Source organism: Nocardia crassostreae, from assembly GCF_001613405.1.
GTDB classification, from domain to species: domain Bacteria; phylum Actinomycetota; class Actinomycetes; order Mycobacteriales; family Mycobacteriaceae; genus Nocardia; species Nocardia crassostreae.
The window spans coordinates 1-22,591 of record NZ_BDCH01000034.1; the positions used below are offsets into that span (position 1 = coordinate 1).

A 22,591-nucleotide genomic window follows, 5' to 3' on the forward strand; every position below is an offset into this window, starting at 1 on the left:
GGATGGCGGGGGTGGGGGTTTCGGGCGAATGGGAGGTGACCGGGGAGCGGGGGGTCCGGATTGCCGCTTAATATCGGCGGTCGTGACCGACGTATTGGAGAGGGCGGAAGAGTCCGCTGGGAGAGCTGGGAGCGGGGCCGGGGTGCGGGCCCGCGGGGGGTGGGAGCGGCCGGTCGCGTGGATCGCGGGATTGGTAGCGGTGCTGGCGGCGGTGGCGGTGCCGCTGCTGCCGGTCAAGGTGGAGGCGGCGACGGTGTCGTGGCCGCAGGGGAATTCGGCACGCAGTGTGGAGGCGCCGCTGGTATCCTACGCGCCGTTGAGCTTCGACGCCACCATTCCGTGTACTGCTGTGACACAGCTCGCTTCGAGCGGTGGAACGCTGGTGGCGACCACCCCGAACGGTGCGCCCGACCGGTGGCGGTACGGGTTCCTGGCCTGGGTGACCCCGGCCAGCACGGCCGAGGACGGTACCGCGAAACCGGCCCGCCTGGAAGCGGTGCTACGCGACCAGACGCTGGTCAGCGCACCCCTGGAGGAACTGGGCGCGGGCTGTGAACTGGTGGTGCACGTGGGTATGACCCAGGCCACCGCCACCCTCACCGGCTCCACGGTCGCGCCGGTCACCCTGGACGGCGACTACCGCCCGCAGGTGGTCGGCATCTACAGCGATCTGGCCACCGCCGACGGGACGAAGGTCACCGCCCAGGTCGACAGCCGCTTCTCCTCCACGCCGAGCACGCTCAAGTGGGTGGCGATCTGGACCGCGGTGCTGGGCACCATCCTGGCCCTGTTCGCCCTGTATCGCCTGGACCGCCGCGACGGCCGCCGCGCGCGGCGCTTCCTGCCGCAGCGCTGGTGGACCTTCAAACCGGTCGACGGCGCGGTGCTGGGCACGCTGGTGCTCTGGCATTTCATCGGCGCCACCACCGCCGATGACGGCTACCTGTTCGGCATGGGCCGCGCCTCGATCCCGTCGGGCTATATGGCCAACTACTTCGCCTATTTCGGCGTCCCCGAGAACCCGGTCGGCACATACCATTCCCTCTTCGGCTACCTGGCGCTCGTCTCGCCCGCCAGCCCGTGGGTGCGGCTCCCCGCGCTGCTCGCCGGGATCATCGCGTGGCTGGTCATCAGCCGCGAGGTGATTCCGCGGCTGGGCGCGCGCATCGCGCGCAACCGGATCGCCGTGTGGACCGGCGCGCTGGGCTTCCTGGCTGTCTGGCTGCCGTACAACAACGGTCTGCGCCCCGAAGCGCCGGTGGCGCTGGCGGTCCTGTTGACCTGGGTCTCGGTGGAACGCGCCATTGAGACGCGCCGCCTGCTGCCCTATGCGATCGCGGCCCTCATCGGCGCGTTCGCCTGCACCGCGGGCCCGTCGGGCATTATCTGCGTCGCCCCCTTGCTCGCCGGAATCCGCCCGGTGTGGCGCATTGTCGACGCCCGCGCCCGCGCACTGAGCAACCCGGTGCCCGAGAACGCCGGATTCGCCGCCATACTGCGTGCCCGCGGCGTCTCCTACCTGGCGTTGATCACACCGGTGGCCGCGGCCGGAACCATGGTGCTGGCGGTCGCTTTCGGCGATCAGACCCTGGCCGCCACCCTCGAGATGCAGCACGTGCACGAGATCGTCGGCCCGAATGTCGAGTGGTTCAACGAGTATCTGCGCTACCAGTACCTGTTCATGCCCACCATCGACGGTTCGGTGGCCCGCCGCTTCGGCATGTTCATGCTGTGGCTGGGCATGGCCGTGTGCGCCTTCGTCCTGCTGCGCAAGGGCGGACGGGTTCCGTTCCTCGCCTCCGGTCAGGTGCGCCGCCTGCTGGGCAGCACCGTCGGCGTCATGCTGCTCATGATGACCACCCCCACCAAGTGGACCCACCACAACGGCATCTACGCCGGGCTGGCGGGCGCGGTGGCGGTGGCGGCCGCGGTGGCCGTGGGCCCGCGGGTCATGCGCTCGCCGCGCAATCGCGCGCTCTTCGCCGCCATGGTCGCCTTCCTGATGGCGATCACGTTCTCCACCATGAACGGCTGGTGGTATGTGTCGAACTGGGGCATTCCCTGGAACGACAAGCCCGTCGTGGTCGCCGGTATCGGCGTCAACAAGCTGTTCCTGCTGCTGGCGCTGCTGCTGCTCGTCGTGGCCGGGGGTTCCATGTGCGCGCCCCGGAACCCGGTGCCCCGCACCGTATCTCGGGCCGCGCCTGGAAGCTGGTCGCGATTCCGCCATTGACGGTGGTGGCCGCGTTCATGGCGCTGTTCGAGGTGGGTTCGCTGGCCAAGGGCGCGGTCGCGCAGTATCCGGGCTTCTCCCTCGCCAAGTCGAATGTCAATGCGGTGCTGGGCAAGCCGTGCGGTATCGCCAACGAGGTGCTGGTCGAAACCGATCCGAATGCGGGCATGCTGACCCCGCTCACCGGTGACGCCTTCAGCACCTTCACGGCCGACGCGGTCGGCTTCACCCCGGGTGGGGTGGCGACCGATCTGAAGGCCGACGACGAGGTCGACACCAGCGCCATCGTGTCCGCGCTCAATAGCGCGGAGCAGAACGAGTCCTCCGGAACCACCACGGCCGCACTGCCGTTCGGCTTGAACCCGGCCACCACCCCGGTGCTCGGCAGCAATGGCGCGACCGAGGCCGCGAGCCTCACCACGGGCTGGTACCGCCTGCCCGCGGCGACCGACCGCGCGGGCATCATCGCGATCACCGCCGCCGGTCGTGTCCGCTCGGTGGATCCCTACGGTGTGGTGACCACCGGTCAGCCCGTCGAAATCGAGTACGGCATCGCCGATGCCGCGGGCGGTGTGCAGGAGCTGGGCCGGGTGGCCCCCCATCGATATCGGCCCGGCGCCGACCTGGCGCAATCTGCGGGTCCCGTTCACCGATATCCCGGCCGAGGCCACCGTGATCCGCCTGGTCGCGAGCGACCGCGATCAGAATTGGAAGCAGTGGGTGGCGTTGACCCCGCCGCGGGTGCCGCAGACGCGCACCCTGCAGGAGGTCGTCGGCTCCGATGCCCCGGTGCTGTTGGATTGGGCGGTGGGCCTGCAGGTTCCGTGCCAGCGGCCCTATGAGCACCACAATGGGATCGCGGAGACCCCGGAGTGGCGGGTGCTGCCCGACCGGGGTGGCGCCAAGGATACGAACCGGTGGCAGAACCACGACAGCGGCGGCCCGCTGGGCTGGAGTTCGCTGCTGCTGCACCCGCAGACCATGGCCACGTACTTGAACAATTCGTGGCGTACGGACTGGGGTGAGCTGCAACGCTTCACCCGGATCGATCCCTCCGCCGTCCCGGTGCGGCCGAGCCTGCACACCGAAACCCATTCGGGGTTGTGGACTCCCGGTCCGATCAACGTATTGGGCTGGCGCTGACCGTATTCGGCCGCTGACAGCGATCCGCACCCGTTTCGGCATTGAAGCGGGTGCGGAGGCGGTTAGACGGTCAGCCCTGCATCATTTGGGCCATCCGCTTTTCCATTTCCTCCGGGGTGACGTCCTCGACGTGGGTGGCGATGGTCCACTTGTGGCCGAAGGGATCCTCGAACGCGGCGGTGCGGTCGCCGTAGAACTGGGTGGCCGGGGCCTGGGTTTCCTTGGAACCGGCGGCCAGGGCGGCGGCGTGGGTGGCATCCACGTCCTAGACGTAGGTGTAGAGGTTGACGGGGGTGCCGCCGACCGTCTTGGGATCGAGGAATCCCATATCGGGCGCGGGATCGCCCAGCATGACCAGTGATTCGCCGAACTGCAGTTCACAGTGCGCGATGGTGTTGTCGGGTCCGGGCATGCGGAAGCGCTCCGCGGCGCCGAACACCCGCTTGTAGAAATCGATGGCGTGTGCGGCGCCCTGTACGGCGAGCGCGGGGCTCACGACCGGGTAGCCCTCGGGAATCGGTTTGACGTCGGGCATCGGAATCCTCCGATCGAATTGTTATCGGACGGATCCGAGCCTAGGCCCGGGTGCCGACAGGAAATGCGCGATTCTCGTATTGATCAAACGAAATGCATTGTGTGCCGGAAAAATTCCACGATATGTTGCGCAGAGTTAATTCAGGGGGCTTGACGCACTACGGCCCCGCCGCGCCCCGCAGTTTGCGCACCTGGGCCGCGGTCAGGGCGCTGAGCTGCTGCGTATCCGGTTCCGAGGCCCCGGACATGGCGATCTGCACGACCGTCGAACCGACCAGGGCGAGACTCACCGCCGAATACAGAGTGAGTCCGCTACTGGTGGTGTTCACCCGGAAAGCGGTGGACGCATCACCTTCCGCAGGCTGATCCAAACCGCCCACCCGGAATTCCACCGCGGTATCGTCGGCGTCCTTTCCGGAATATGCCGTGCATTCCCGCAACAGCGTTTGCATGGCGGAAAACGCCTGTGCCGCTCCGCCGTTCGCATACGAGGCGGCATCGATGTCCACACTGGCGAAGTCCGGTCCGCTGAACTGCGCGACGGCCTCGGCCGCCGCGCCCGGCGCCTGCTCGGTCACCGGCGCCAGCACCTTCGCGCACTGCGCCGGATCGGTCTGCGCGCCCGCGCCGGAGCTCACGCCCGGCGGCGGATCGTTCAGCGCCGCATACCCGGCGGGCAGTTGCCCCACCTCCAGCAGATCATTGCGCAGCACCACCGAATCGGTGACGGGCGGAGCCGACGCACCCTGCGGGGGCGCCACCACGGGACCGAAACCCGGCAGCGGCGCGGCGGAATCATCGGCGCCGCAGGCCGATACGGTCACCGCCAGCACGCTGGCGAGCACGGCCGCCGCGGACGAGACGGCGCGCGGTCGTCGGATCGACGGGGAGAAGGTCACCGCCACATTCTGCCCGGCGTATGCGCCGTTCGCTGTCAGGCGCCCCACTGCACCTGGGTGCGCAGGGTCTGGCGGAGCGCCACCGCGCTCTGCGGATCCCGGTAGGTCTGATTGCCGCCGACCTCCACCGCACCGGAAACCGGTAGCGGCAGACCGAGATCGACGGTGATATCGCCCGCACCGTGCATGAGGTAGTCCACGATCTCCAGCTGGCCCGCCTCATTGGGCAGCTGCCACACCGTGGATTTCGGCGTCTGCACCACATTGAGGTGAATGGTGAGCAGATTGCCCTCGCGATGGGTGAGCGTCGCGGTGGTGACCTGCTCGAGCGGCACGCTGCCGGAGACCTGCTGGCGCACCGTCCATACCGCGCCTTCCCCGACGGGCGCGTCCGGGAAGCAGATGGACTGGTACACGGCTTGATAGAAGGCCTGTTCGAGTGCGGCGCGCGCCGCATCGGAGGTGGCGGGTTTGGGCGCCAGCCGCAGCGCGGTGATCGCGCCCAGCTCGTTGATATCGAATCCGACCTGGGAACCGTCGGCCGGGAGCAGCGCCTTGGCCAGGGCCGGATCGGGGGAGGACACATTGCCCAGGGTCAGGTCGACCCCATTGGTATCGGACTGCGCGGTGAGCGGAATGGTGACCGCGGGCGGCGAGAAGTCCCGCACCGCCTGCTCGTTGATCTGCTGCTCGATATGGTGATCGGTGCGCAGGGTCACCTGCTGCGCGGTGACCGGCGCGACCACCGGTCGCAGTGGCGAGCGCGGTTCGGCCCCGGCGTCGACGACCGTGGTGGTCACCGCCGCGATGGGCATGGTGACCTCGCCTACCTTGCCGATGCCGACGGGTTCGAGACCCTCGGCATCGGCTGTCGTCTCCGACCGGGCGCTGCAACCGGTACCCAGGGCTGAGAGGGCGACGGCCAGCACCATGAGCAAGAGCCCGGGGCGGGCGTGGCGCGGGGTGGCGTTGGCCGAGCTGGGGGAGGAAGACAACACCGTCACGTCAGACAGGTTACGGCCCGTTCCTGATAATCAGCTGGGATGCGGGAGGCGCGGTTCCGGGGGAGCGCCGCGGTGATCGGCGGGCGGGAAATTCCATAGGGAATGATGTCAACCGTGAGTACCGACCGCCCGCGCGAAACCGACGCAGACGAACCCGACGCCCCGCCCGGCGCGAGCGCACCCGCGGAGAACTCCGAGAAATCAGACAGCGCCGAGCACCCGGACCGTGCCGAGAACTCCGCGAGCGCCGAGGGGGCCGAGCGCGTCGAGTCCGCCGAGCGCGTCGAGTCCGCCGCGGGCGAGGACACGGCCGCCCGGCCGTTGCGGCTGCGGAATCTGCTGATCATCGCCGTGGTAATCTTCGCGCTGGATCTGCTGACCAAATGCATCGTGGTGGCGACCATCAAGCCCGGCCATCCGATCTATCTCATCGGTGACGTGGTGCGCCTGACGCTGGTCCGCAATCCGGGCGCGGCGTTCTCCATGGCGACCGGTATGACCTGGCTGCTGACGCTGGTCGCCACCGCCGTGGTGATCGGCGTGGTCCGCATCGGGCGCACGCTGCGCTCGCTGCCGTGGGCCATCGGGCTGGGCATGGTGCTGGGCGGTGCGCTCGGCAATCTCGTGGACCGGCTGTTCCGCGCGCCGGGTCCGCTGCAGGGCCATGTGGTGGACTTCGTGGCGGTCGGCTGGTGGCCGGTGTTCAATGTCGCCGATTCCGCCATCGTCTGCGGCGCGATCCTGCTGGTGGCGCTGACGGTGTTCGGGTTCGAACCCGACGGCAGCCGCGCCGGGCACGGGCACGAGGAGGACGAGAACGCGGAGGAGAAGACGGTATGAGGGAATCCCGCAGTATGCCGGTGCCGGACGGATTGGACGGCATGCGTGTCGATGCCGGGCTGTCCCGGCTGCTCGGGCTGTCGCGCACCGCGGTCGCGGCGCTGGCCGAGGAGGGTTCGGTGCAGCTCGACGGCATTGCCGCCGGGAAATCCGACCGGCTCACCGGCGGCGCCTGGCTCGAGGTCGAATTCCCGGAGCCCAAGCGCGAACTCACCGTCGAAGCCACCCCCGTCGAGGGCATGAAGATCCTCTACGCCGATGACGACATCGTCGCCGTCGACAAGCCGGTCGGCGTGGCCGCGCACACCGGCGTCGGCTGGACCGGGCCGACCGTCGTGGGCGGGCTCGCGGCCATGGGCTACCGCATCTCGACGTCCGGTGCGCACGAACGTCAGGGCATCGTGCACCGCCTGGATGTCGGCACCTCCGGTGTGATGGTGGTGGCGCAGTCCGAGCACGCGTACACCCAGCTCAAGCGCGCCTTCAAGTACCGCACCGTGGACAAGCGCTATCACGCTCTGGTGCAAGGACATCCGGATCCGTCCAGCGGCACCATCGACGCCCCCATCGGGCGCGCCCGCGGCAACGACTGGAAGTTCGCGGTCACCGCGGACGGCCGCCCGTCGGTCACGCACTACGACACCGTCGAGGCCTTCCAATCGGCGAGCCTGCTCGACATCCATCTGGAAACCGGTCGCACGCACCAGATTCGCGTGCACTTCTCGGCGATCCGGCACCCTTGCTGCGGTGACCTGACGTACGGCGCGGACCCGCGGCTGGCCGAACGCCTGGGCCTGGAACGGCAATGGCTGCACGCTCGTCAGCTGGGCTTCAACCATCCGGCCGACGGCCGCTGGGTCGAGATCACCAGCGAATACCCCGCCGATCTCGAACACGCCCTCGACGTGCTCCGTACTGTGTAACGGTGCCGCGCATCTGGAGTGAGCCCCGGGCTCGCCGTATCGGAGCCGTCGTCCTCGCGCTGGCGTTCGCGCTGCTGATCGTCTCGCTGGGCGTGGCCATTCCGCCACGCCCAGCGGTCATATCGACCGATCGGCTCGGGCCCGAGAACGGCGAGCAGATCCCGGACTACCTCGCGCGCGCCCAGGAGTCCTTGCGGGGCGCCGATACCGACGGGCACTGGGCCCTGATCTCCTTCACCGTGGGCATCACCGCCGACCGCATCCCCGAATACAGTGCGGGCCTGCGGATTTCCCAGGCGATCTACCACGTCTCGGTGCCCCGGGCGGCCATGCCGATCGTCGCGGTCACGCTGCCCGCGGGCGAAGCCGTGGCTGTCGCTTCGGTGAGATCCGCGGCGGCCCAGGCGGGATCCCTGCGCGGCTACGACGATCGCACCATCCGCGTGAATCGCCTGACCGCCACCCGCCTCGCCGCGAACTGCGCCTGCCTGGTCGGCCTGGTCGTGCACGGCACGCTCGACGAACTTCGAAACCTGGCCGGTCTGCCGGGAGTTCGCGCCGTCGAAGCCCTGCCCGCGGATGCTCCCGCGGGTGTCTTCGCGGTCGCCCCTCTCCTGCCCGAATACCAGACTTCCGCCAACCCGGGCCCGGACGACGCCCCCATTCCCGACAACTGACGGTTACGAGTTGGGGTATGGGGTGGTGGTGCGCGGGTGGCGCAGGGCTTTGGACCACCACGACAGCTCGTCGAGCATCGCTTTCGCGGCATTGTCCACTGACGGTGCGGGTTTCAGGGCGTCGTCGGCCGTGACGGAATTCCAGTACTGGGGCAGGCTGACGGTTTCGCGGATCGTCACCGCGCGGAGTTCGGCCAGGACGGGACGCAGGTGCTCGACGGCGCGGAGGCCGCCGGAGATGGCGCCGTAGCTGACGAAACCGATTGGCTTGGCGCGCTATTCGGGGCCGGCAGAGTCGATGGCGAGCTTGAGGGCGGCCGGATAGCTGTGGTTGTACTCCGGGGTGACGATGACGAAGGCGTCGGCGGCGTCCAGGCGGGCGGACAGGGCGTCGAGGGCGGGGGAGGCTGAATGGTCCAGGGGGATCGGGAAGTCGGCGAGATCGATGGTGTCCAACTTCATTTCGGGGTGGTCTTCGATGTGTCCGCCCATCCAGGAGGTCACGGTGGGTCCGAAGCGGCCTTCGCGGACGTTGCCACAGATGAGTGCGATCTGAAACTGGTCTGATGCCATGGGTTTACGCTAAAACCTCAATGAATATTGAGGTCAAATCGAGAGATTCGCGTCACTCGGGCAGCGGGCGGCGCAGGTCGGTGACGGCTATGCGGGCGGCCTCGGCAATGGCGGCGTCGACGGCGGGCAGTACCGGATCCGGCCGTGCCGCGCGGGTGAAAACCGCCACGGCGACCGGGATTTCGCCCGGGAACTCGATGACGGCGACCTCGTTGCGGATGATGCCGATGGTCCCGGTCTTGCCCGCGACGGCAATATCGCGCTGCGGGAATGCCGAGGTGATGCGATGCGTCCAGGCCTGGGCGCGCAGCACGATCTGGGTGAAATCGGTCTGCGCGGGCGACAGGACGGACCCGGACCAGAGCGCGGTCAGGAAGCGGGTCATCTCGTGCGGGGTGGTCGCGCTGGTGTACGACGGGTCGTAGGCGGATACCGACCAGGCTTCGTCATTGTCGGCCAGCGCGGCGAAAGCCTCCGCGGTGGTGTGGGTATCGGTGTCGCGGACCAGGCTGTCGAACACATCGGCGGTGCCGCCCACGATCCGGGTCTCGGTCAGCCCCAGTTCGGTCAGCAACGCGTCGATGGCGGGCAGCCCGATCTCGCCGAGCAGCACGTCGGCGGCGGCATTGTCGGACACGGTCATCATCGAGGTGGCCAGATCACGGCGGCTCATGGTGATCGGATCGCGGAAGGCGGCGATTCCCGTTGGACCGGGCGTGCATTCGGACGGCGTGACCGTAATGCGGGCGGCCGGGTCGATATCGCCGGTGTCGATCGCCCGGCAGAAGGCAATGAACAGCGGCAGCTTGTACACCGACGCCGTGACCACGCGTTCGCCGCCGCCGACGGAGATCTCGGTGGCCGAATCATCGCAGCGGCGCGCATGCAGCCAGCCCGTGCACCCCGCATCGGCGAATACGGCGCGAATGCGCTCCTCGATCGCTGAATTCATCGCAGCCGCTCCCGATAGAGAACCCGATCGATCACATCGGCGTGCACCGCCGCCTCCGGGCGGCGAATCACCCGCAGCCGCAAGGCAATCGCCTGCGGAGCCAGCCGCACCCAAACGACTCCGGGCGTAGCGCCGGGCGGTGTCGCGGTCAGCCCGAAACTGGTCCCCGCCGCCACCGCCGCGAACATGCTCCGATCATCCCGCGCCACCTCGGTCGCCGCATCCAGCCCGCGCTCGCGCAGCAGATCGACGACGGTGTCGAACGCGGCCGGATTCGCCGCCCGGGGCGGCCCCGCGAACGCCAGCCCGGCCAGCATCGGAAACGTCGGCCGCTCCACCCCCGCACTGCGATGATCCGCCGGAACCACCAGCCACCGCGGCAGTTTCACCACTGGTCCCGCCTCCACCCCGTCGACCAGCGCCGGATGCTCCACCACCGCGAAATCACGCACCCCCGCCCGCACGTCGTTCACCAGCTCGATGGTCGTGCCGATGGTGGTGGAAACCGCTGCGGGGGCGCCGTGTCCGGTGGCCGTGAGCTGGGTTCGGAGTGCGGTGACGCAGGCGGTGATGATGGAGTCGGGGAGCGCCGAGGCGGCGCCCCAGTGGATGGCGCCGCGGGAGTTGGCGAGGCGGTGGGATTCGGCGTGCAGGCGGTCGGCGTCATCGACCAGGAGGCGGGCGCGGGGGGAGGAGTTGGGTGCCCGCGGAGGTGAGGACGGCGCCCTGGCGGGTGCGGTGAATGAGGTCGACGCCGAGGTGTTGCTCGAGGCGGCGCAAGCCCTGGGAGAGCGGGGGCTGGGTCATGTCCAGCGCTGCCGCCGCGCGGCCGAAATGGCCCTCGTCGGCGACCGCGACGAAGAAGCGGAGGTGGCGGACTAGATCCATGCCGTCATTGAACCAGCCGGGATGGCGGCGGCCGGGTCGCCGGGGCGGGGCGACTCGGCGTATGGGCGAATCACGGTGTCCGGACCTGCGGCGATAGTGATCGCAACTGGTGCGGGGCGGGCTGGGATATTGGCGGCGGCACGTCGGGCGGTGCTGTGCTGCGATGGTGACTTTCGCAGTGTTCAACCGTCTCTGCCCGGCTCGCCGCCGGGCCTCTCAGTCCGTTCGCTCCGGCTCGGCCGGGGCCCGCACCGCGCGGGATGCCGCGCCGCACGCTGCACGGTTCCCGATCGCCTATCGCACGGCCGTCGCCACCGTGCTGGCCGTGTCCACGCTGTCGATGTCGGCGTGCTCGTCCTCGGAGGCGGGCACCACGCCGGGCTCGGTCGCGCCGAGTTCCGCCGCCGCCTCCGCCGCCACGTCGAGATTCGCCGACCTTGAGACGAAAGCCGGTGCACGGCTGGGGGTTTACGCCCTCGACACCGGGAGCGGGCATACCGTCTCCTATCGGGAGGGCGAGCGGTTCCCGATGGCGTCGACGTTCAAGGGCCTCGCGTGCGGGGGACTGCTGCGCGATCATTCGCTGGCGAGCGGGTATTTCGATCAGGTGATCCGGTATCCGGCCTCGGACCTGGTGGAGTTCTCACCCGAGACGGAGAAGCATGTCGAGGACGGGATGACCGTGAGCGCATTGTGCGATGCGGCCATCACGCTGTCGGACAATACGGCCGGTAATCAGCTGTTGAAACTGCTCGGCGGGCCCGCCGGATTCACCGCGTTCCTGCGCAGTATCGGGGATGACGTCTCGCGGCTGGATCGCTGGGAGACCGAGCTGAACACCGCCATCCCAGGCGATGAGCGCGATACGAACACGGCGGCCGCGCTCGTCTCCGACTATCGCAAGCTGGTGCTCGGGGATCTGCTGGGGCAGGCCGAGCGGAAGCGGCTGCAGGACTGGCTGATCGCCAGCACGACCGGCGGCAAGCGCATTCGCGCGGCCATGCCGGGCCACTGGGTGGTGGGCGACAAGACGGGCTCTCCGGCCTACGGTTCGGCGCTGGATGTCGCGATCGCCTGGCCGCCCAACAGCGCCCCGATCGTCATCGCGGTGCTGACCACCAAACCCCAGCAGGATGCGAAACCCGACAATGATCTCGTCGCCGATGCCGCCCGCGTCGCGCTCGAGACATTCGGGTACACACCCCGCGCGCGGTAGGTCCGGTGCGGTGAGCGCTACTTCCACCCCGTGGGAGTAGCGCTCAGCCGCGCCACCGCCCGCACATCGCCGTCGACGGCGAACCAGATGCCGAGCCCGTCCGTACCGCGCTCGGTGTGGATATCGAGGTTCTCGCCGTAGCGGATGGGCTTGTTGTACTCGAGCACGAACCGATGCGGTCCTCGCGTGAGATCGGCTGCGTCCGTCGCGAATTCGTGCACGGCATGCCAGTAGGCGGTGTTGTTGACATGCTGGAAGTGGTCCAGATCGGTGCGCCGCAAGGGAAATCGGACGCCGTCGGCCGCGGGCAGCGGCGCGTCGATCCACTGCTGCCAGCGCAGCCGCTGCTCGCTGGTGGTCGTGGTCATGAGGTCGAAGAACTTGTCCGACACCCGGGACGGGCTCATCGTCTCCTTGTTCATGTGGATCCAGAAGCCCTCGGTCTCCACCAGCCCGCCATTGTCGGAGTCGATTCGGCAACGCATAGTGCACCAGCGCGGTGAGATCCCCGAACACCACCGCCGCAATCGCAATTGCGCGGGCCAGGCGATGGGCCGCAGCACATCGATGACCGTGCGCCGCACGATCCAGTGCGGATGCGTGTCGAGAGCCCCGGTGTGCCGCAGGTGATCGACCCCGGCCTCCTGGATGTGCCGCGCGATGCCGTCGATGCGCAGGTTCTGGTCCTCGTCCATATCCACGGTGCCCAGCCGCTTGCCGATATCGAAGATGTGCCCGGATGACGGCACTGGGGCGAGCGGGCGCAGCATGGGATGCGCCGCGTCCGCCGGGGTGGCGGGTTGGGTGAGCTGATCCATCATCGGCAAACCTCCGAAATCTTCCATCGGCGTGGGGGAGCGGAGTGCGCTGAACTCGTGGTGGCGACGCTGCGCCGGACGATCACGAGCGTAGTGCAGGCGCGGCGCGGTCCCGGGTTCGGCGCGCCTCCGTGACCCCGGGCTGTCGTACCGTGGTGGCATAGTGGCGGGACTCGATCATCGATACGGATGGGGGAACGGATGAACCTGAGCGTGGAACAGGCCGATCGGGCGGCGGGGGTGCTGCTGGGTACGGCGGCGGGGGATGCGCTGGGCGCCGGATACGAATTCACCCATCCCAAGCCGGAGGTCGAGATCTTCATGAAGGGTGGGGGATCGTTCAACTGGGCGCCGGGTGAGTGGACCGACGACACGTCCATGGCGGTCGCGGTGGCGCTCGGCGCGGCGGAGGCCGGGAACCTGCACGAGCAGACGGGTTTGGACGCGGTGGCGGCGCAGTTCGTGGCGTGGTGGGATTCGGCGCCGAAGGATGTCGGGTTCCAGACCGGTCAGGTCTTGCAGTGGCGCAGTGCGACCGGCCGGGAAATGCAGATCCACGCACACGATCTGGGCGGATTGAAGGCGGGCAACGGGTCGCTCATGCGGACCGCGCCGGTGGCGCTGCTCTATCTGGACGATATCGAGCACTGCGCCAAGGCGGCGGCGCTGATCAGCTCGCTCACGCACTACGACCCGCAGGCCATGCAGGCGTGCACGCTGTGGTCCATCGCCATCCGGCACGCCGTCCTGCACGGGACGTTCGATGGTGTGCGCGAGGGACTTTCGTGGGTCGACTCCGGATTCTGGGGGCCGCTGCTGGATACGGCCGAGAACGGCACGCCCGCCGACTTCCCGAAGAACGGCTGGGTGGTGCACGCATTGCAGACGGCGTGGTGGGCCATCGCGCATTCCGATTCCCTACCCGGCGCACTGGAACTCGCGGTGCGGGCGGGCGGGGATACCGATACCACGGCGGCGATTGCCGGTGGCCTGCTCGGTGCGCGCTGGGGTGCTGCCGCCATTCCGGCCGACTGGCGGCCCATCCTGCACGGCTATCCGGGCATGCGCGCCGACGATCTCGCCGATCTCACTCGAAAGATCCTCGCGCACAACTGATATCGCACCGCTACTCGGGTCGGTCCGGCAGCCGCACCACGCCGTCGAGGTAGCGGCGGCAGCGTCCGGCGAGGCGGACCCGGTCTCCGGTGAGGGTGCATCGCATGGCGCCGCCGCGTTGCGAGAGCTGGCGCGCGGACAGGGTGGTGCGCCCGAGTTCCTTGCTCCACAGCGGGGTGAGCTGCGCATGCGAGGAACCGGTGACGGGATCCTCCGGAATGCCCTGTCCGGGCGCGAAGAGGCGGGAGACGAAATCGGCGCTGTCGCCGGAGGCGGTGAGAATGGCGGCGCGATTCAGCCGCGGGAAGGCCGAGAAGTTCGGGCGCGCGTCGCGTACCTCGTGTTCGGCGGTGAGCATGAGCACCACATCGGTGCCGTCGAAGGCGCGCAGCGGGCGCACCCCGAGGGCCGCCGCGAGCGCGCGCGGAACCTCGTCGTGCACATCGATTTCCACCGAGGACACCACCGGCAGATCCAGCACGAGATCGTCGCGGTCCCGGTCGACGCGCAGCCAGCCGCTGCGGGTGTAGAAGTGCACGCGGTCCGCGCCGGGATGCATATCGTCGAGAATCTGCTGTGCCGCCGCGAGCGTCGCATGCCCGCACATGTCCACTTCCACCGTGGGCGTGAACCAGCGCAGGTGAAACGCGGGCGAGTTGTCCGGCGGCGCACCGGCGTCCACGGGTAGCGCGGAGGTGTAGAAGGCCGTCTCGGCGAGATTGTTCTCCTCGGCGAGCTGTTGCAGCAGTGCATCCGGCAGCCAGGACAACAGCGGCATGACCGCGGCGGGATTGCCCGAGAACGGTGCGTCCGCGAACGCGTCGATCTGGTGCAGCAGGACCTCCATGCTGCTGAAGGTACCCGGATTTTCAATGACCGAACGGGACAAGGGGATTCACGGCGAGCCAAAGCATGCGACCAGTTGGTCCCGAGCTGTCCGCCCGGGACCCGCGTCATATGTTTCCGGTCCGGAAACCTTTTCGGCTCAGGGCTTCTCGCCGGGCGAGCTGGGCAGCAGGTGCGGTGCCTCGCCTTGTAGTCGCGCGCTGATCCACCACGCCAGCTCCACCAGCACGATGCCGATGCCGCCGCAGATGAACGCGGAGGTGGTGAGCGCGATATTGGACGGATCGAGTTTGAAGAACTCGCGGGTGAAGGGCAGCGAGAACAAGATCAGGTATCCGGCAACGGAACCCGCGACCAGCAGCACCTTCCACCACACCCAGGGCCGCGCCACGATGGCCAGCACCCAGACCGCGATAATGAGCAGGGTGATGAGCGCGGTGGTGCCCGCCTGCACCTTCTGCGTCTCGCTGGCCTCGGGGCCCTGATAGGCGAGCAGGTAGGCGATGAAGGTCATGACGCCGATGACGATGCCCGACGGAATGGCCAATCGCATGACGCGGCGGACGAATCCGGTGCGGGCGCGCTCGTTATTGGGCGCCAGCGACAGGATGAAGGCCGGGATGCCGATGGTGAACCAGGCCGCGATCGTCACGTGGCGCGGCAGGAACGGATAGCCGATGGCCTTGTAGTGGAAGATCTGCGAGCCCACGCCCGCAATGCCGATGAGGAAGGCCAGCACCACCGAGTACACGGTCTTGGTGAGGAACAGGTTGGAGACCCGCTCGATATTGCCGATGACCCGGCGGCCCTCGCCGACGACATACGGCAGCGTGGCGAACTTGTTGTCCAGCAGCACGATCTGCGCCACCGCGCGGGTCGCCGGGGAGCCCGCGCCCATGGCGACGCCGATATCGGCGTCCTTGAGGGCGAGCACGTCGTTGACGCCGTCGCCGGTCATGGCGACGGCGTGCCCGCGCGATTGCAGCGCGCCGACCATGGCGCGCTTCTGATCCGGGCGGACCCGGCCGAAAATGGTCTCGCGTTCGAGCACATCGGCGAGTTCGCTCTGGTCCGAGGGCAGGGTGCGGGCATCGACGGGATGATCGCCGCCCGGCAGCCCCAGCGAGGACGCCACCGCGCCGACGGAGACGGCATTGTCACCCGAGATGACCTTGTTGGTCACGTTCTGCGACGCGAAGTACTCGAGGGTCGCCTTGGCGTCCGGCCGGATGCGCTGTTCCAGCACCACCAGCGCGGCGGGAGTCACCTGGCCGGGCGCGTCCGCCGCGTCGACCGGCCGGTCGCTGCGTGCCAGCAGCAGCACGCGCAGGCCCTTGGCGCCGATTTCCTGTGCGACAGCGGCAGTTTCGGTTTCCGGATCCAGCAGCACATCGGGTGCCCCGAGCAGCCAGTTGCCGTGCTCGCCGAAGGAGAACCCGCTCCACTTCTTGGCCGAGGAGAACGGCGCGACCCCGGTGACCGGCCAGCCCGGTGCGTCCGGCAGCGCCTCGGCTAGAGCCACGACGCTCGCATTCGGCCAGGGATCCTTGGCCGCCATGGCGGCCAGCACCTGCCGCAATTCCTCGGTGCCGCCGATGGATTCGGCTCCCGCGGTCGCGGGCCCGCCGGACTCGGCATCGGGGGCGTCGCCGTTCTTCGACAGCACCGGCGCACCGTCCGGACCGACCACCCGAATCTCCGACAGTCGCATCCCGTTCTCGGTGAGCGTGCCCGTCTTGTCCGCGCACACCACATCCACGCGCGCCAGTCCCTCGATGGCGGGCAGTTCCTGGACCAGGCACTTGCGCCGCCCCAGCCGCACCACGCCGACCGCGAAGGCGATGGAGGTCATGAGCACCAGGCCCTCGGGCACCATCGGCACCAGCGCGGCCACCATCCCGTTGACGGCCTCGCGCCACGGCTCCTTACTGGAGACCAGCTGGTTGTAGATGGACAGCAGACCCGCCGGAATCAGCAGGTAGGTAATGACCTTCAGAATCGTGTTGATGCCATTGCGCAACTCGGAATTGACGAGGGTGAACTTGCTGGCCTCATCCGCCAGCTTGGCCGCGTACGCGTCCTTGCCCACCTTGGTGGCCCGGTAGGACCCGCTGCCCGACACCACGTAGGAGCCCGACATGACCTGCGCCCCAACGGTTTTGTCAATGGGATCGGCCTCACCGGTGAGCAGCGACTCGTCGACCTCGAGCAGCTCGGCCGCCACCACCTCGCCGTCCACGACGATCTGATCGCCCGGCCCCAGCTCGATGATGTCGTCCAGCACCACTTCCTGTGGCGCGACCTCCGCGGTCTTCCCGTCGCGGCGCACCACCGGTTTGGTCTGCCCGACAATGGCCAGCTGATCGAGCGTCTTCTTGGCCCGAACCTCCTGAATGATGCCGATCGCACTATTGGCAATGATCAGCAGCCCGAACATCCCGTCGATGACCGACCCGGTCGCCATGACGAGAATGAACAGCACACCCAGAATCGCATTGATACGGGTGAACACATTCGCCCGCACAATGTCCCGCACGGACCGCGAAGCCCGCTCCGGAACATCATTGGTCAACCCGTCCCGCCGCCGCTGCTCGACCTCGGCCGAAGTCAGCCCCATCGCGGGCAAGCTCTCGTGTGTCGCGGTGATCGACATGACCGACAGCCTAGAGTGCCCGGCTGAGAATGCACCTAAGCGCTAGATGGGCGCGGTGTTCCACCAGCGGTCCACGAGTTCCTGCCCGGTGGTGGCGCCGAGCACGCTGATGGTGCAGAATCCGCGCGCATCGTCGAATCCGATGACGAGCTCCCCGCTCTGCGGGAACTTGTCGTCGGCCGGGCTGTGGCTCCAGATGATGCGGCCTTTCCCGGACTGCCGTGTCCAGTCCTGTTCGCCCTCGATAATGTTGGTGGACGCCGCCCGCGGTGGCCACTGCGATGTCCGGTCCGCATTGCATCGGATGTAGAGGGATTGGACCGGGTTCCGGTCTCCCCGGCACATGAGCTGGCCGACGGCCGCCTCCTCGCCGAGTGGTACCGGGCGGAAGTCGTCCGCACCGATCGCGCTGCAGCTGACGCTGCCGACCACCGCCTCACCGGGTGTCCGCGGTACCAGATCCGGAAAGGTGTCGGCGATGTATTGATGAGCGGCCCAGGGGCCGGACGGTGCGCTCGTCCCCGGCGGTGTCGCGGTTGCGGTGCCCCCGGTCCCCGGCCCCCGGTCGGGCGCTCGGCTCACCCCGGCGATCACCGCGGCCAGCGCCGTCACGAGCAGCACGGTGCCGCAGGCCAGCGCGATACGGCGACGGCGGATGCGACGCGGTGTGGGCGCATCGGCTTTGCCGTGCAGTGCGGCGTGCGCGGCCGCGGCCAGCTCCCCGCAACTGTGGTACCGGTCGTCTGGATTTTTCGCCAGCGCCGCCGCGACCACCCGATCGAGCTCCCGGGGCAGCCCCGGAACGACGGTGCTCGGCGGTGGCGGCGGCTCGGTGAGATGTGCGTACATGACGGCTGCCGCGGTAGCCTGGGGGAACGGCGTTGCGCCGGTGAGCATCTGGTAGAGGGTGCACCCCAGCGAGTACACGTCCGCGCGGTGATCGACGGTGCCGCCGTTGATCTGCTCGGGCGCCGCGTAGGGCAGTGTGGCCAGTACCGAACCGTCCTCGGTGAGGGCCACGGAATCGTCGGCGGCACGCGCTATTCCGAAATCGGTGACGAGTACGCGGCCGTCGGTCTCGGCGATCAGGAGGTTGGCGGGTTTGACGTCCCGGTGCACCAGCCCGACGCGGTGCGCCTCGTCCAGTCCGGCTGCTGCCTCGCCGAGTATTCCGGCCGCCCGTTCGGGTGGCAGTGTTCCCCGCTCGATCAGCTGTGCCACATCGGATCCCGCGACGTACTGCATGGCGATCCAGTAGTGCTCCAGTTCGACCCCGCGGTCGTACACGGCGACGACGTTCGGATGATCCAGGCGCGCGGCGAGTTCCGCCTCCCGTAGAAAACGCGCGCGGAACTCCTGGTCGGCGCCCGCGCGGGCCGACAGGACTTTCACGGCATCCCAGCGCGGCAGTCGAGGATGCCGTGCGAGATACACGGAACCCATTCCGCCCGCCCCGAGTTTGCGTTCGATGCGGTAGCCCGCGAAAACCGTGCCGGGGCGAAGCTCTAGCATGTCCGGCTCCTCAGCGGCTGTTCACGAGCAGGACGTATTGGGCCGCGGCCCGCTGGCGCACATCGTCCTCGTCCTCGCTGAAGATGGTCGCGACATAGCGATCGACGGGGATGATGCAGTTGTAGCGCAGATAACGATCGAAGTCCGCCTGCTCCGCTGCGCGGCTGCGGAAGCATTTCACGTCGGGCGCCGCGGGCGCGGCGATCGAGTCGAACCCCTCGGCGCGCCGTCCGGCCAGGAAGTCGGCGAATTGTTTCGCGGCCGTGGCGCTTTTCAGCCGGCTCAAGACGTTCGTGATGCCGACGACGGCGCGCCGGTCGTAGCCCAGCTCGGCGGCCTTCGCCGGATCCCCGAGGATCGCGGCCGCGGCGTTGGGGCCGTACGTCACGCCGGAGGCCCGCAGTACTCCGTCGGCGATTTCGTCGACCGCCGGATAGTTCCATCGGCCGGTGCGCGCCGAGATCATCCGGCGCACCATGTCGTCGGGGTCGAGCGCCAGCGTCGCCAGTTGATCCACCGGAGTCGGCCGGAAGGTGTCGAGCAGCGTCAACTGCCGGTCGAAGGCCTTACGCGCCAGATCGGTGAGCGCGGTGAGATCGGGTGCCGGGAGTACGAGATACATCGATACGACGTAGCTGCCGTGCGCGATGGTCGTCCCGAGCGTGGGCACCGTCGGTCGCCAATGGCTGTGTGCGCCCGGATATCCGGAAATCTCGACCGCCACATTGTCGGGGCTGACCGCGAAGTCGGCGGCATCCAGTTCGGCGGCGGCCAGCCGTGCGGTCGACTCGTCGCGGAAACGCAGCAGGTTGATCGTGATGCTGCGTTGGCCCTCGGATTCGGTGCGGCCGGTCTCGGCACCGCCGCCGACGGCCTCGGCCACCATGTCGTATCGCTGCAGGACCGGCCGCACGGGCGTGGCCAATGTCGCCATCGCGAATCCGGAATTCGGTACCGGCTGTGGTATCTCGGTGTAATCCAGCTCCGCGGCGATATCGGCTGGACGTGCGAGCACCTCCGTCAGGCGCGTCGATTCGAGGATCCGGCCGTAGTACTCGCCGGTATTCGGCGGTGCGCTCAATGGTTGTGCGCTGTAGCCACCGAGATCGAGGGCGTCGAGGTCCGGGGACGGCTCACCACCGCAACCGGTGAGGGTGACCAGTGCGACGACCGCGAGGCAGAACTCAGATCGGCGCATTCGGCCACCAGGAGTCGTACAGGGCCTTGCCACTGGTGCCGCCGACTACGTCGATATAGCAGGCGTTGCGGGGTGCGTCATCGAAGAAGATGCGCAGATGACCGGTCACGGTGCCGTCCTTCGCCGGGGCCTCGAGCCAGAATATGTGCCCGCTGCCGGACGGCCTGGTCCACTGTTCCGTCCCGTATTGCTGCCCTCGGCCCGGCGGCTTCGCGGGCTTGGGCAGGCCGCTGGCGTAGCAGGACACCAGGAAGTTGGGGACGGGGCTGCCGGTATGTGAGCAGGTCAGCTGGAGTCGTGAGGCCGGGAGGTCGATCGCGGCATCGGGATTGTCGTCACCGTGGGGGTCACAATGGTGTCCCAGCGCCGTGGGCTCGGAGGGGGCGGCGGGCAGCAGATCGGGGAAGGTCTCGACCACCAAGCTGTACTGCTGCCACGGTTTGCCGCTGTCGTCTACGGGTGCGACCGGCGTCAGCGCGGCCGGTTCGCTACCCGATCGCATCGTGAACACCACTGCCGAGGCCGCGGCCAGCACCGAAACCGCCACGGCCGCACCTATTCCGATCGCCCGGCGGGTGCGGCGGGGAGGTTCGAGTTCGCCGCGCAGGGCCGCCGCGGCGGCCTCGGCGAGCGTACGGCAGTCGGGGTAACGATCGGCGGGATTCTTCGCCAATGCCCGCGCGATCACCCCGTCCATCCCACGCGGAATCCACGGCGCCGCACCGCTGGGCCGCGGCGGTGGATCCGACAGGTGCGCGTGCATCAGGGCCATCGGAGTTTCGCGTACGAAAGGCTTGTTGCCGGTAAGCATCTCGTAAAGCGTGCAACCGAGCGCGTACACGTCCACGCGATGATCCATGGCCGCACCGCGCAGCTGCTCGGACGCGGCGTACGCGAGGGTGGCGAGCACATCGCCGGCGACGGTGAGGGCGCCGGAATCGACTATGGGACGGGCGATTCCGAAGTCGGTGACCAGGACCCGGTCCGTCCCGTCCGGTCGCGGCGAGATCAGGATGTTCGCGGGTTTGACGTCGCGGTGCAGTAGGCCCGCGGCGTGCACGGCGTCGAGCCCGCGTGCCGCCTCGGCGATGATGTGCACCGCGCGCTGTGGCGTCAGCTCGGCCGGACCCCGCTTGATCAGTTGTGCGGCATCGAAGCCCTCGACGTACTGCATGGCGATCCACAGCGTTTCGGCCTCGATGCCACGATCGTGCACCGCGACCAGATTCGGATGCGCGAGTCCACCCGCGATCTCCGCCTCCCGGATGAATCTGGCCCGGAACTCGGCGTCGCCCCCGTTCCCGTCCGCGAGGACCTTCAGTGCGATTCGGCGCGGTAGTCGCGGATGCTGCGCGAGGTACACCGCGCCCATCCCGCCCGCGCCCAGCCGACGGACTATTTGGTATCCAGCGAAAATCTCACCTGGCAGCAACGACACCCCCCAAAAAAAGTCATCCTCGTCCAGTCGCGCGGATGCTAGCACCGGAATGCCCCGGTCCGCGCGGTGATCGATGGGTGCCGGGGCCGGACGACCGCTACGACAATCCGGTGATGATCGGATGATTATTCGATGTCGCTGGATCGTTGCACAGGCTAACGTTGAGGGGTGTCAGAGCTGTCCTCGAACCCGGGCGCCGGGGGTACCGAACTATCCGATGGCCGTATGGGGAGCGCGGGGCGTAGTGGGCGGGATGTGGGGGTGGCTTTCGGGGCGGGGGCCTATTTCATCTGGGGGGCGTTTCCGGCGTTCTTCGGGTTGCTGACGTTCGCGAGTCCGGTGGAGGTGTTGGCGGATCGGATTCTGTGGACGTTGGTGGTGTCATTGGTGGCGCTGGTGATTGCGGGGCGGATGCGGGAGTTGCGGCGGGCCGATGGGCGGACCTGGCGGCTGGCGGCGGTGGCCTCGTTCGCGATATCGCTCAACTGGGGCGTGTACGTGTACGCGATCATGTCGGATCAGGTGGTCGAGGCGGCGCTGGGGTATTTCATCAATCCGCTGGTGACGGTGGCGTTCGGGGTGCTCATCTTCCGGGAGAGGTTGCGCCGGATGCATTGGGCGGCACTGGGTTTGGGTGCGGTGGCGGTGGTGGTGCTGACCGTGGACTACGGGCGGCCGCCGTGGATCGCGCTGGCGCTGGCGTGCTCGTTCGCGACCTACGGGCTGGTCAAGAAGGTCATCCGCCTCGATGCGCTGCCGGGGCTGGCGGCCGAGGGGATCGTGGCCGCGCCGTTCGCCCTCGGCACCGTGATCGTGCTGGCGATCACCGGCCAGGCCACCTTCGGTTCGAGCGTGTCGCATTCGGTCCTGCTCATGATCACCGGCCCGTTCACCCTGGTCCCGCTGATCCTGTTCGCCCTGGCCGCACCGCGAGTCCCGTTGTCCACCATGGGCCTGCTGCAATACCTCACCCCCGCCTTGCAGATGGCCTGGGGCGTCCTCGTGGTCCACGAGGCCATGCCCCCCTCACGCTGGGCAGGCTTCGCCCTCATCTGGCTGGCCCTCGCCATCTTCACCGCCGACGCCCTGCGCCGCGCCCGCCGCACCCCCGTCCCCGCATGACTTCAC

Annotated in this window: 19 protein-coding genes and 3 pseudogenes; 9 read left to right on the forward strand and 13 right to left on the reverse strand. The window is 68.5% G+C overall.

Going from position 1 to position 22,591, the window contains the following annotated elements:
* Positions 1–82 precede the first annotated feature (82 nt).
* From NC4_RS43470 to NC4_RS44205, 3 genes and pseudogenes are all read left to right on the forward strand, one after another.
* Positions 83–2,233, forward strand: a complete 2,151-nt coding sequence (locus NC4_RS43470) for an arabinosyltransferase domain-containing protein (protein ID WP_281186533.1) — start codon at positions 83–85, stop codon at positions 2,231–2,233.
* Between the two features lie 17 nt (positions 2,234–2,250).
* Positions 2,251–2,763: pseudogene (locus NC4_RS44200) on the forward strand (arabinosyltransferase C-terminal domain-containing protein); the annotation flags it as partial.
* 28 nt (positions 2,764–2,791) lie between these two features.
* A complete protein-coding gene (locus tag NC4_RS44205; RefSeq protein WP_281186534.1) occupies positions 2,792–3,376 on the forward strand; it encodes an arabinosyltransferase C-terminal domain-containing protein in 585 nt (194 codons plus the stop codon).
* Between the two features lie 70 nt (positions 3,377–3,446).
* Here NC4_RS44205 and NC4_RS43480 read toward each other — a convergent pair whose 3' ends face one another.
* From NC4_RS43480 to NC4_RS31390, 4 genes are all read right to left on the reverse strand, one after another.
* Entirely contained in the window at positions 3,447–3,638 is a 192-nt protein-coding gene (locus NC4_RS43480) for a VOC family protein (protein WP_245722061.1), read from the reverse strand.
* A 3-nt stretch (positions 3,639–3,641) separates the two neighbouring features.
* Positions 3,642–3,911 (reverse strand): VOC family protein, encoded by a 270-nt coding sequence (locus NC4_RS43485; protein ID WP_245722062.1) that lies wholly within the window; start codon positions 3,909–3,911, stop codon positions 3,642–3,644.
* 157 nt (positions 3,912–4,068) lie between these two features.
* Positions 4,069–4,857: a hypothetical protein gene (locus NC4_RS31385; protein ID WP_157555343.1), complete on the reverse strand. Its 789-nt coding sequence runs from the start codon at positions 4,855–4,857 to the stop codon at positions 4,069–4,071.
* The gene (locus NC4_RS31390; RefSeq protein ID WP_439957572.1) at positions 4,845–5,804 is read right to left on the reverse strand and encodes a hypothetical protein; all 960 of its coding nucleotides are present in this window, start codon (positions 5,802–5,804) and stop codon (positions 4,845–4,847) included. Before NC4_RS31390 ends, NC4_RS31385 begins: the two co-directional genes overlap by 13 nt.
* A 123-nt stretch (positions 5,805–5,927) precedes the next feature.
* On the opposite strand from NC4_RS31390, the gene lspA reads away from it, so the two are divergent.
* Genes lspA through NC4_RS31405 form a run of 3 tightly spaced genes read left to right on the forward strand, consistent with a single transcriptional unit; the run spans position 5,928 to position 8,253 of the window.
* A complete protein-coding gene (gene lspA / locus NC4_RS31395) occupies positions 5,928–6,653 on the forward strand; it encodes a signal peptidase II (protein WP_245722063.1) in 726 nt (241 codons plus the stop codon).
* Positions 6,650–7,576: an RluA family pseudouridine synthase gene (locus NC4_RS31400; protein WP_067545663.1), complete on the forward strand. Its 927-nt coding sequence runs from the start codon at positions 6,650–6,652 to the stop codon at positions 7,574–7,576. Before lspA ends, NC4_RS31400 begins: the two co-directional genes overlap by 4 nt.
* Before the next feature lie 2 nt (positions 7,577–7,578).
* Positions 7,579–8,253, forward strand: coding sequence for a hypothetical protein (locus NC4_RS31405; RefSeq protein WP_245722064.1), 675 nt, complete (start codon positions 7,579–7,581; stop codon positions 8,251–8,253).
* A 3-nt stretch (positions 8,254–8,256) separates the two neighbouring features.
* Here NC4_RS31405 and NC4_RS31410 read toward each other — a convergent pair.
* From NC4_RS31410 to NC4_RS43495, 3 genes and pseudogenes are all read right to left on the reverse strand, one after another.
* Positions 8,257–8,826 (reverse strand): annotated as a pseudogene (locus NC4_RS31410) (NADPH-dependent FMN reductase).
* Between the two features lie 52 nt (positions 8,827–8,878).
* A complete protein-coding gene (locus NC4_RS31415) occupies positions 8,879–9,778 on the reverse strand; it encodes a serine hydrolase (RefSeq protein ID WP_067545666.1) in 900 nt (299 codons plus the stop codon).
* Positions 9,775–10,666: pseudogene (locus NC4_RS43495) on the reverse strand (LysR family transcriptional regulator). Before NC4_RS43495 ends, NC4_RS31415 begins: the two are co-directional and overlap by 4 nt.
* Positions 10,667–10,829: 163 nt before the next feature.
* On the opposite strand from NC4_RS43495, the gene bla reads away from it, so the two are divergent.
* On the forward strand, positions 10,830–11,882 hold the full coding sequence (gene bla, locus NC4_RS31425) for a class A beta-lactamase (protein ID WP_084529950.1): 1,053 nt from the start codon (positions 10,830–10,832) through the stop codon (positions 11,880–11,882).
* A 17-nt stretch (positions 11,883–11,899) separates the two neighbouring features.
* Here bla and NC4_RS31430 read toward each other — a convergent pair whose 3' ends face one another.
* Complete coding sequence (locus tag NC4_RS31430) at positions 11,900–12,703, reverse strand: acyl-[acyl-carrier-protein] thioesterase (RefSeq protein ID WP_245722065.1); 804 nt, start codon at positions 12,701–12,703, stop codon at positions 11,900–11,902.
* 198 nt (positions 12,704–12,901) lie between these two features.
* Between NC4_RS31430 and NC4_RS31435 the strand changes: the two genes are divergently transcribed.
* Positions 12,902–13,816, forward strand: coding sequence for an ADP-ribosylglycohydrolase family protein (locus tag NC4_RS31435; RefSeq protein ID WP_067545669.1), 915 nt, complete (start codon positions 12,902–12,904; stop codon positions 13,814–13,816).
* Between the two features lie 10 nt (positions 13,817–13,826).
* Here the strand turns inward: NC4_RS31435 and NC4_RS31440 are convergent, their stop codons facing one another.
* The 5 genes from NC4_RS31440 to NC4_RS31460 all read right to left on the reverse strand — a co-directional run bounded on the left by NC4_RS31440 (position 13,827) and on the right by NC4_RS31460 (position 21,463).
* Positions 13,827–14,663 (reverse strand): PhzF family phenazine biosynthesis protein, encoded by an 837-nt coding sequence (locus NC4_RS31440; protein ID WP_067545671.1) that lies wholly within the window; start codon positions 14,661–14,663, stop codon positions 13,827–13,829.
* Positions 14,664–14,801: 138 nt separating this feature from the next.
* Entirely contained in the window at positions 14,802–17,315 is a 2,514-nt protein-coding gene (locus NC4_RS31445; RefSeq protein WP_067545674.1) for an HAD-IC family P-type ATPase, read from the reverse strand.
* A gap of 42 nt (positions 17,316–17,357) precedes the next feature.
* On the reverse strand, positions 17,358–18,827 hold the full coding sequence (locus NC4_RS31450; RefSeq protein WP_067545677.1) for a serine/threonine-protein kinase: 1,470 nt from the start codon (positions 18,825–18,827) through the stop codon (positions 17,358–17,360).
* 10 nt (positions 18,828–18,837) lie between these two features.
* A complete protein-coding gene (locus tag NC4_RS31455) occupies positions 18,838–20,025 on the reverse strand; it encodes a DUF7373 family lipoprotein (RefSeq protein WP_067545680.1) in 1,188 nt (395 codons plus the stop codon).
* A complete protein-coding gene (locus NC4_RS31460; protein WP_245722066.1) occupies positions 20,012–21,463 on the reverse strand; it encodes a serine/threonine-protein kinase in 1,452 nt (483 codons plus the stop codon). Before NC4_RS31460 ends, NC4_RS31455 begins: the two co-directional genes overlap by 14 nt.
* 225 nt (positions 21,464–21,688) lie before the next feature.
* On the opposite strand from NC4_RS31460, the gene rarD reads away from it, so the two are divergent.
* Entirely contained in the window at positions 21,689–22,585 is an 897-nt protein-coding gene (gene rarD, locus NC4_RS31465; protein WP_067545683.1) for an EamA family transporter RarD, read from the forward strand.
* Positions 22,586–22,591 lie beyond the last annotated feature (6 nt).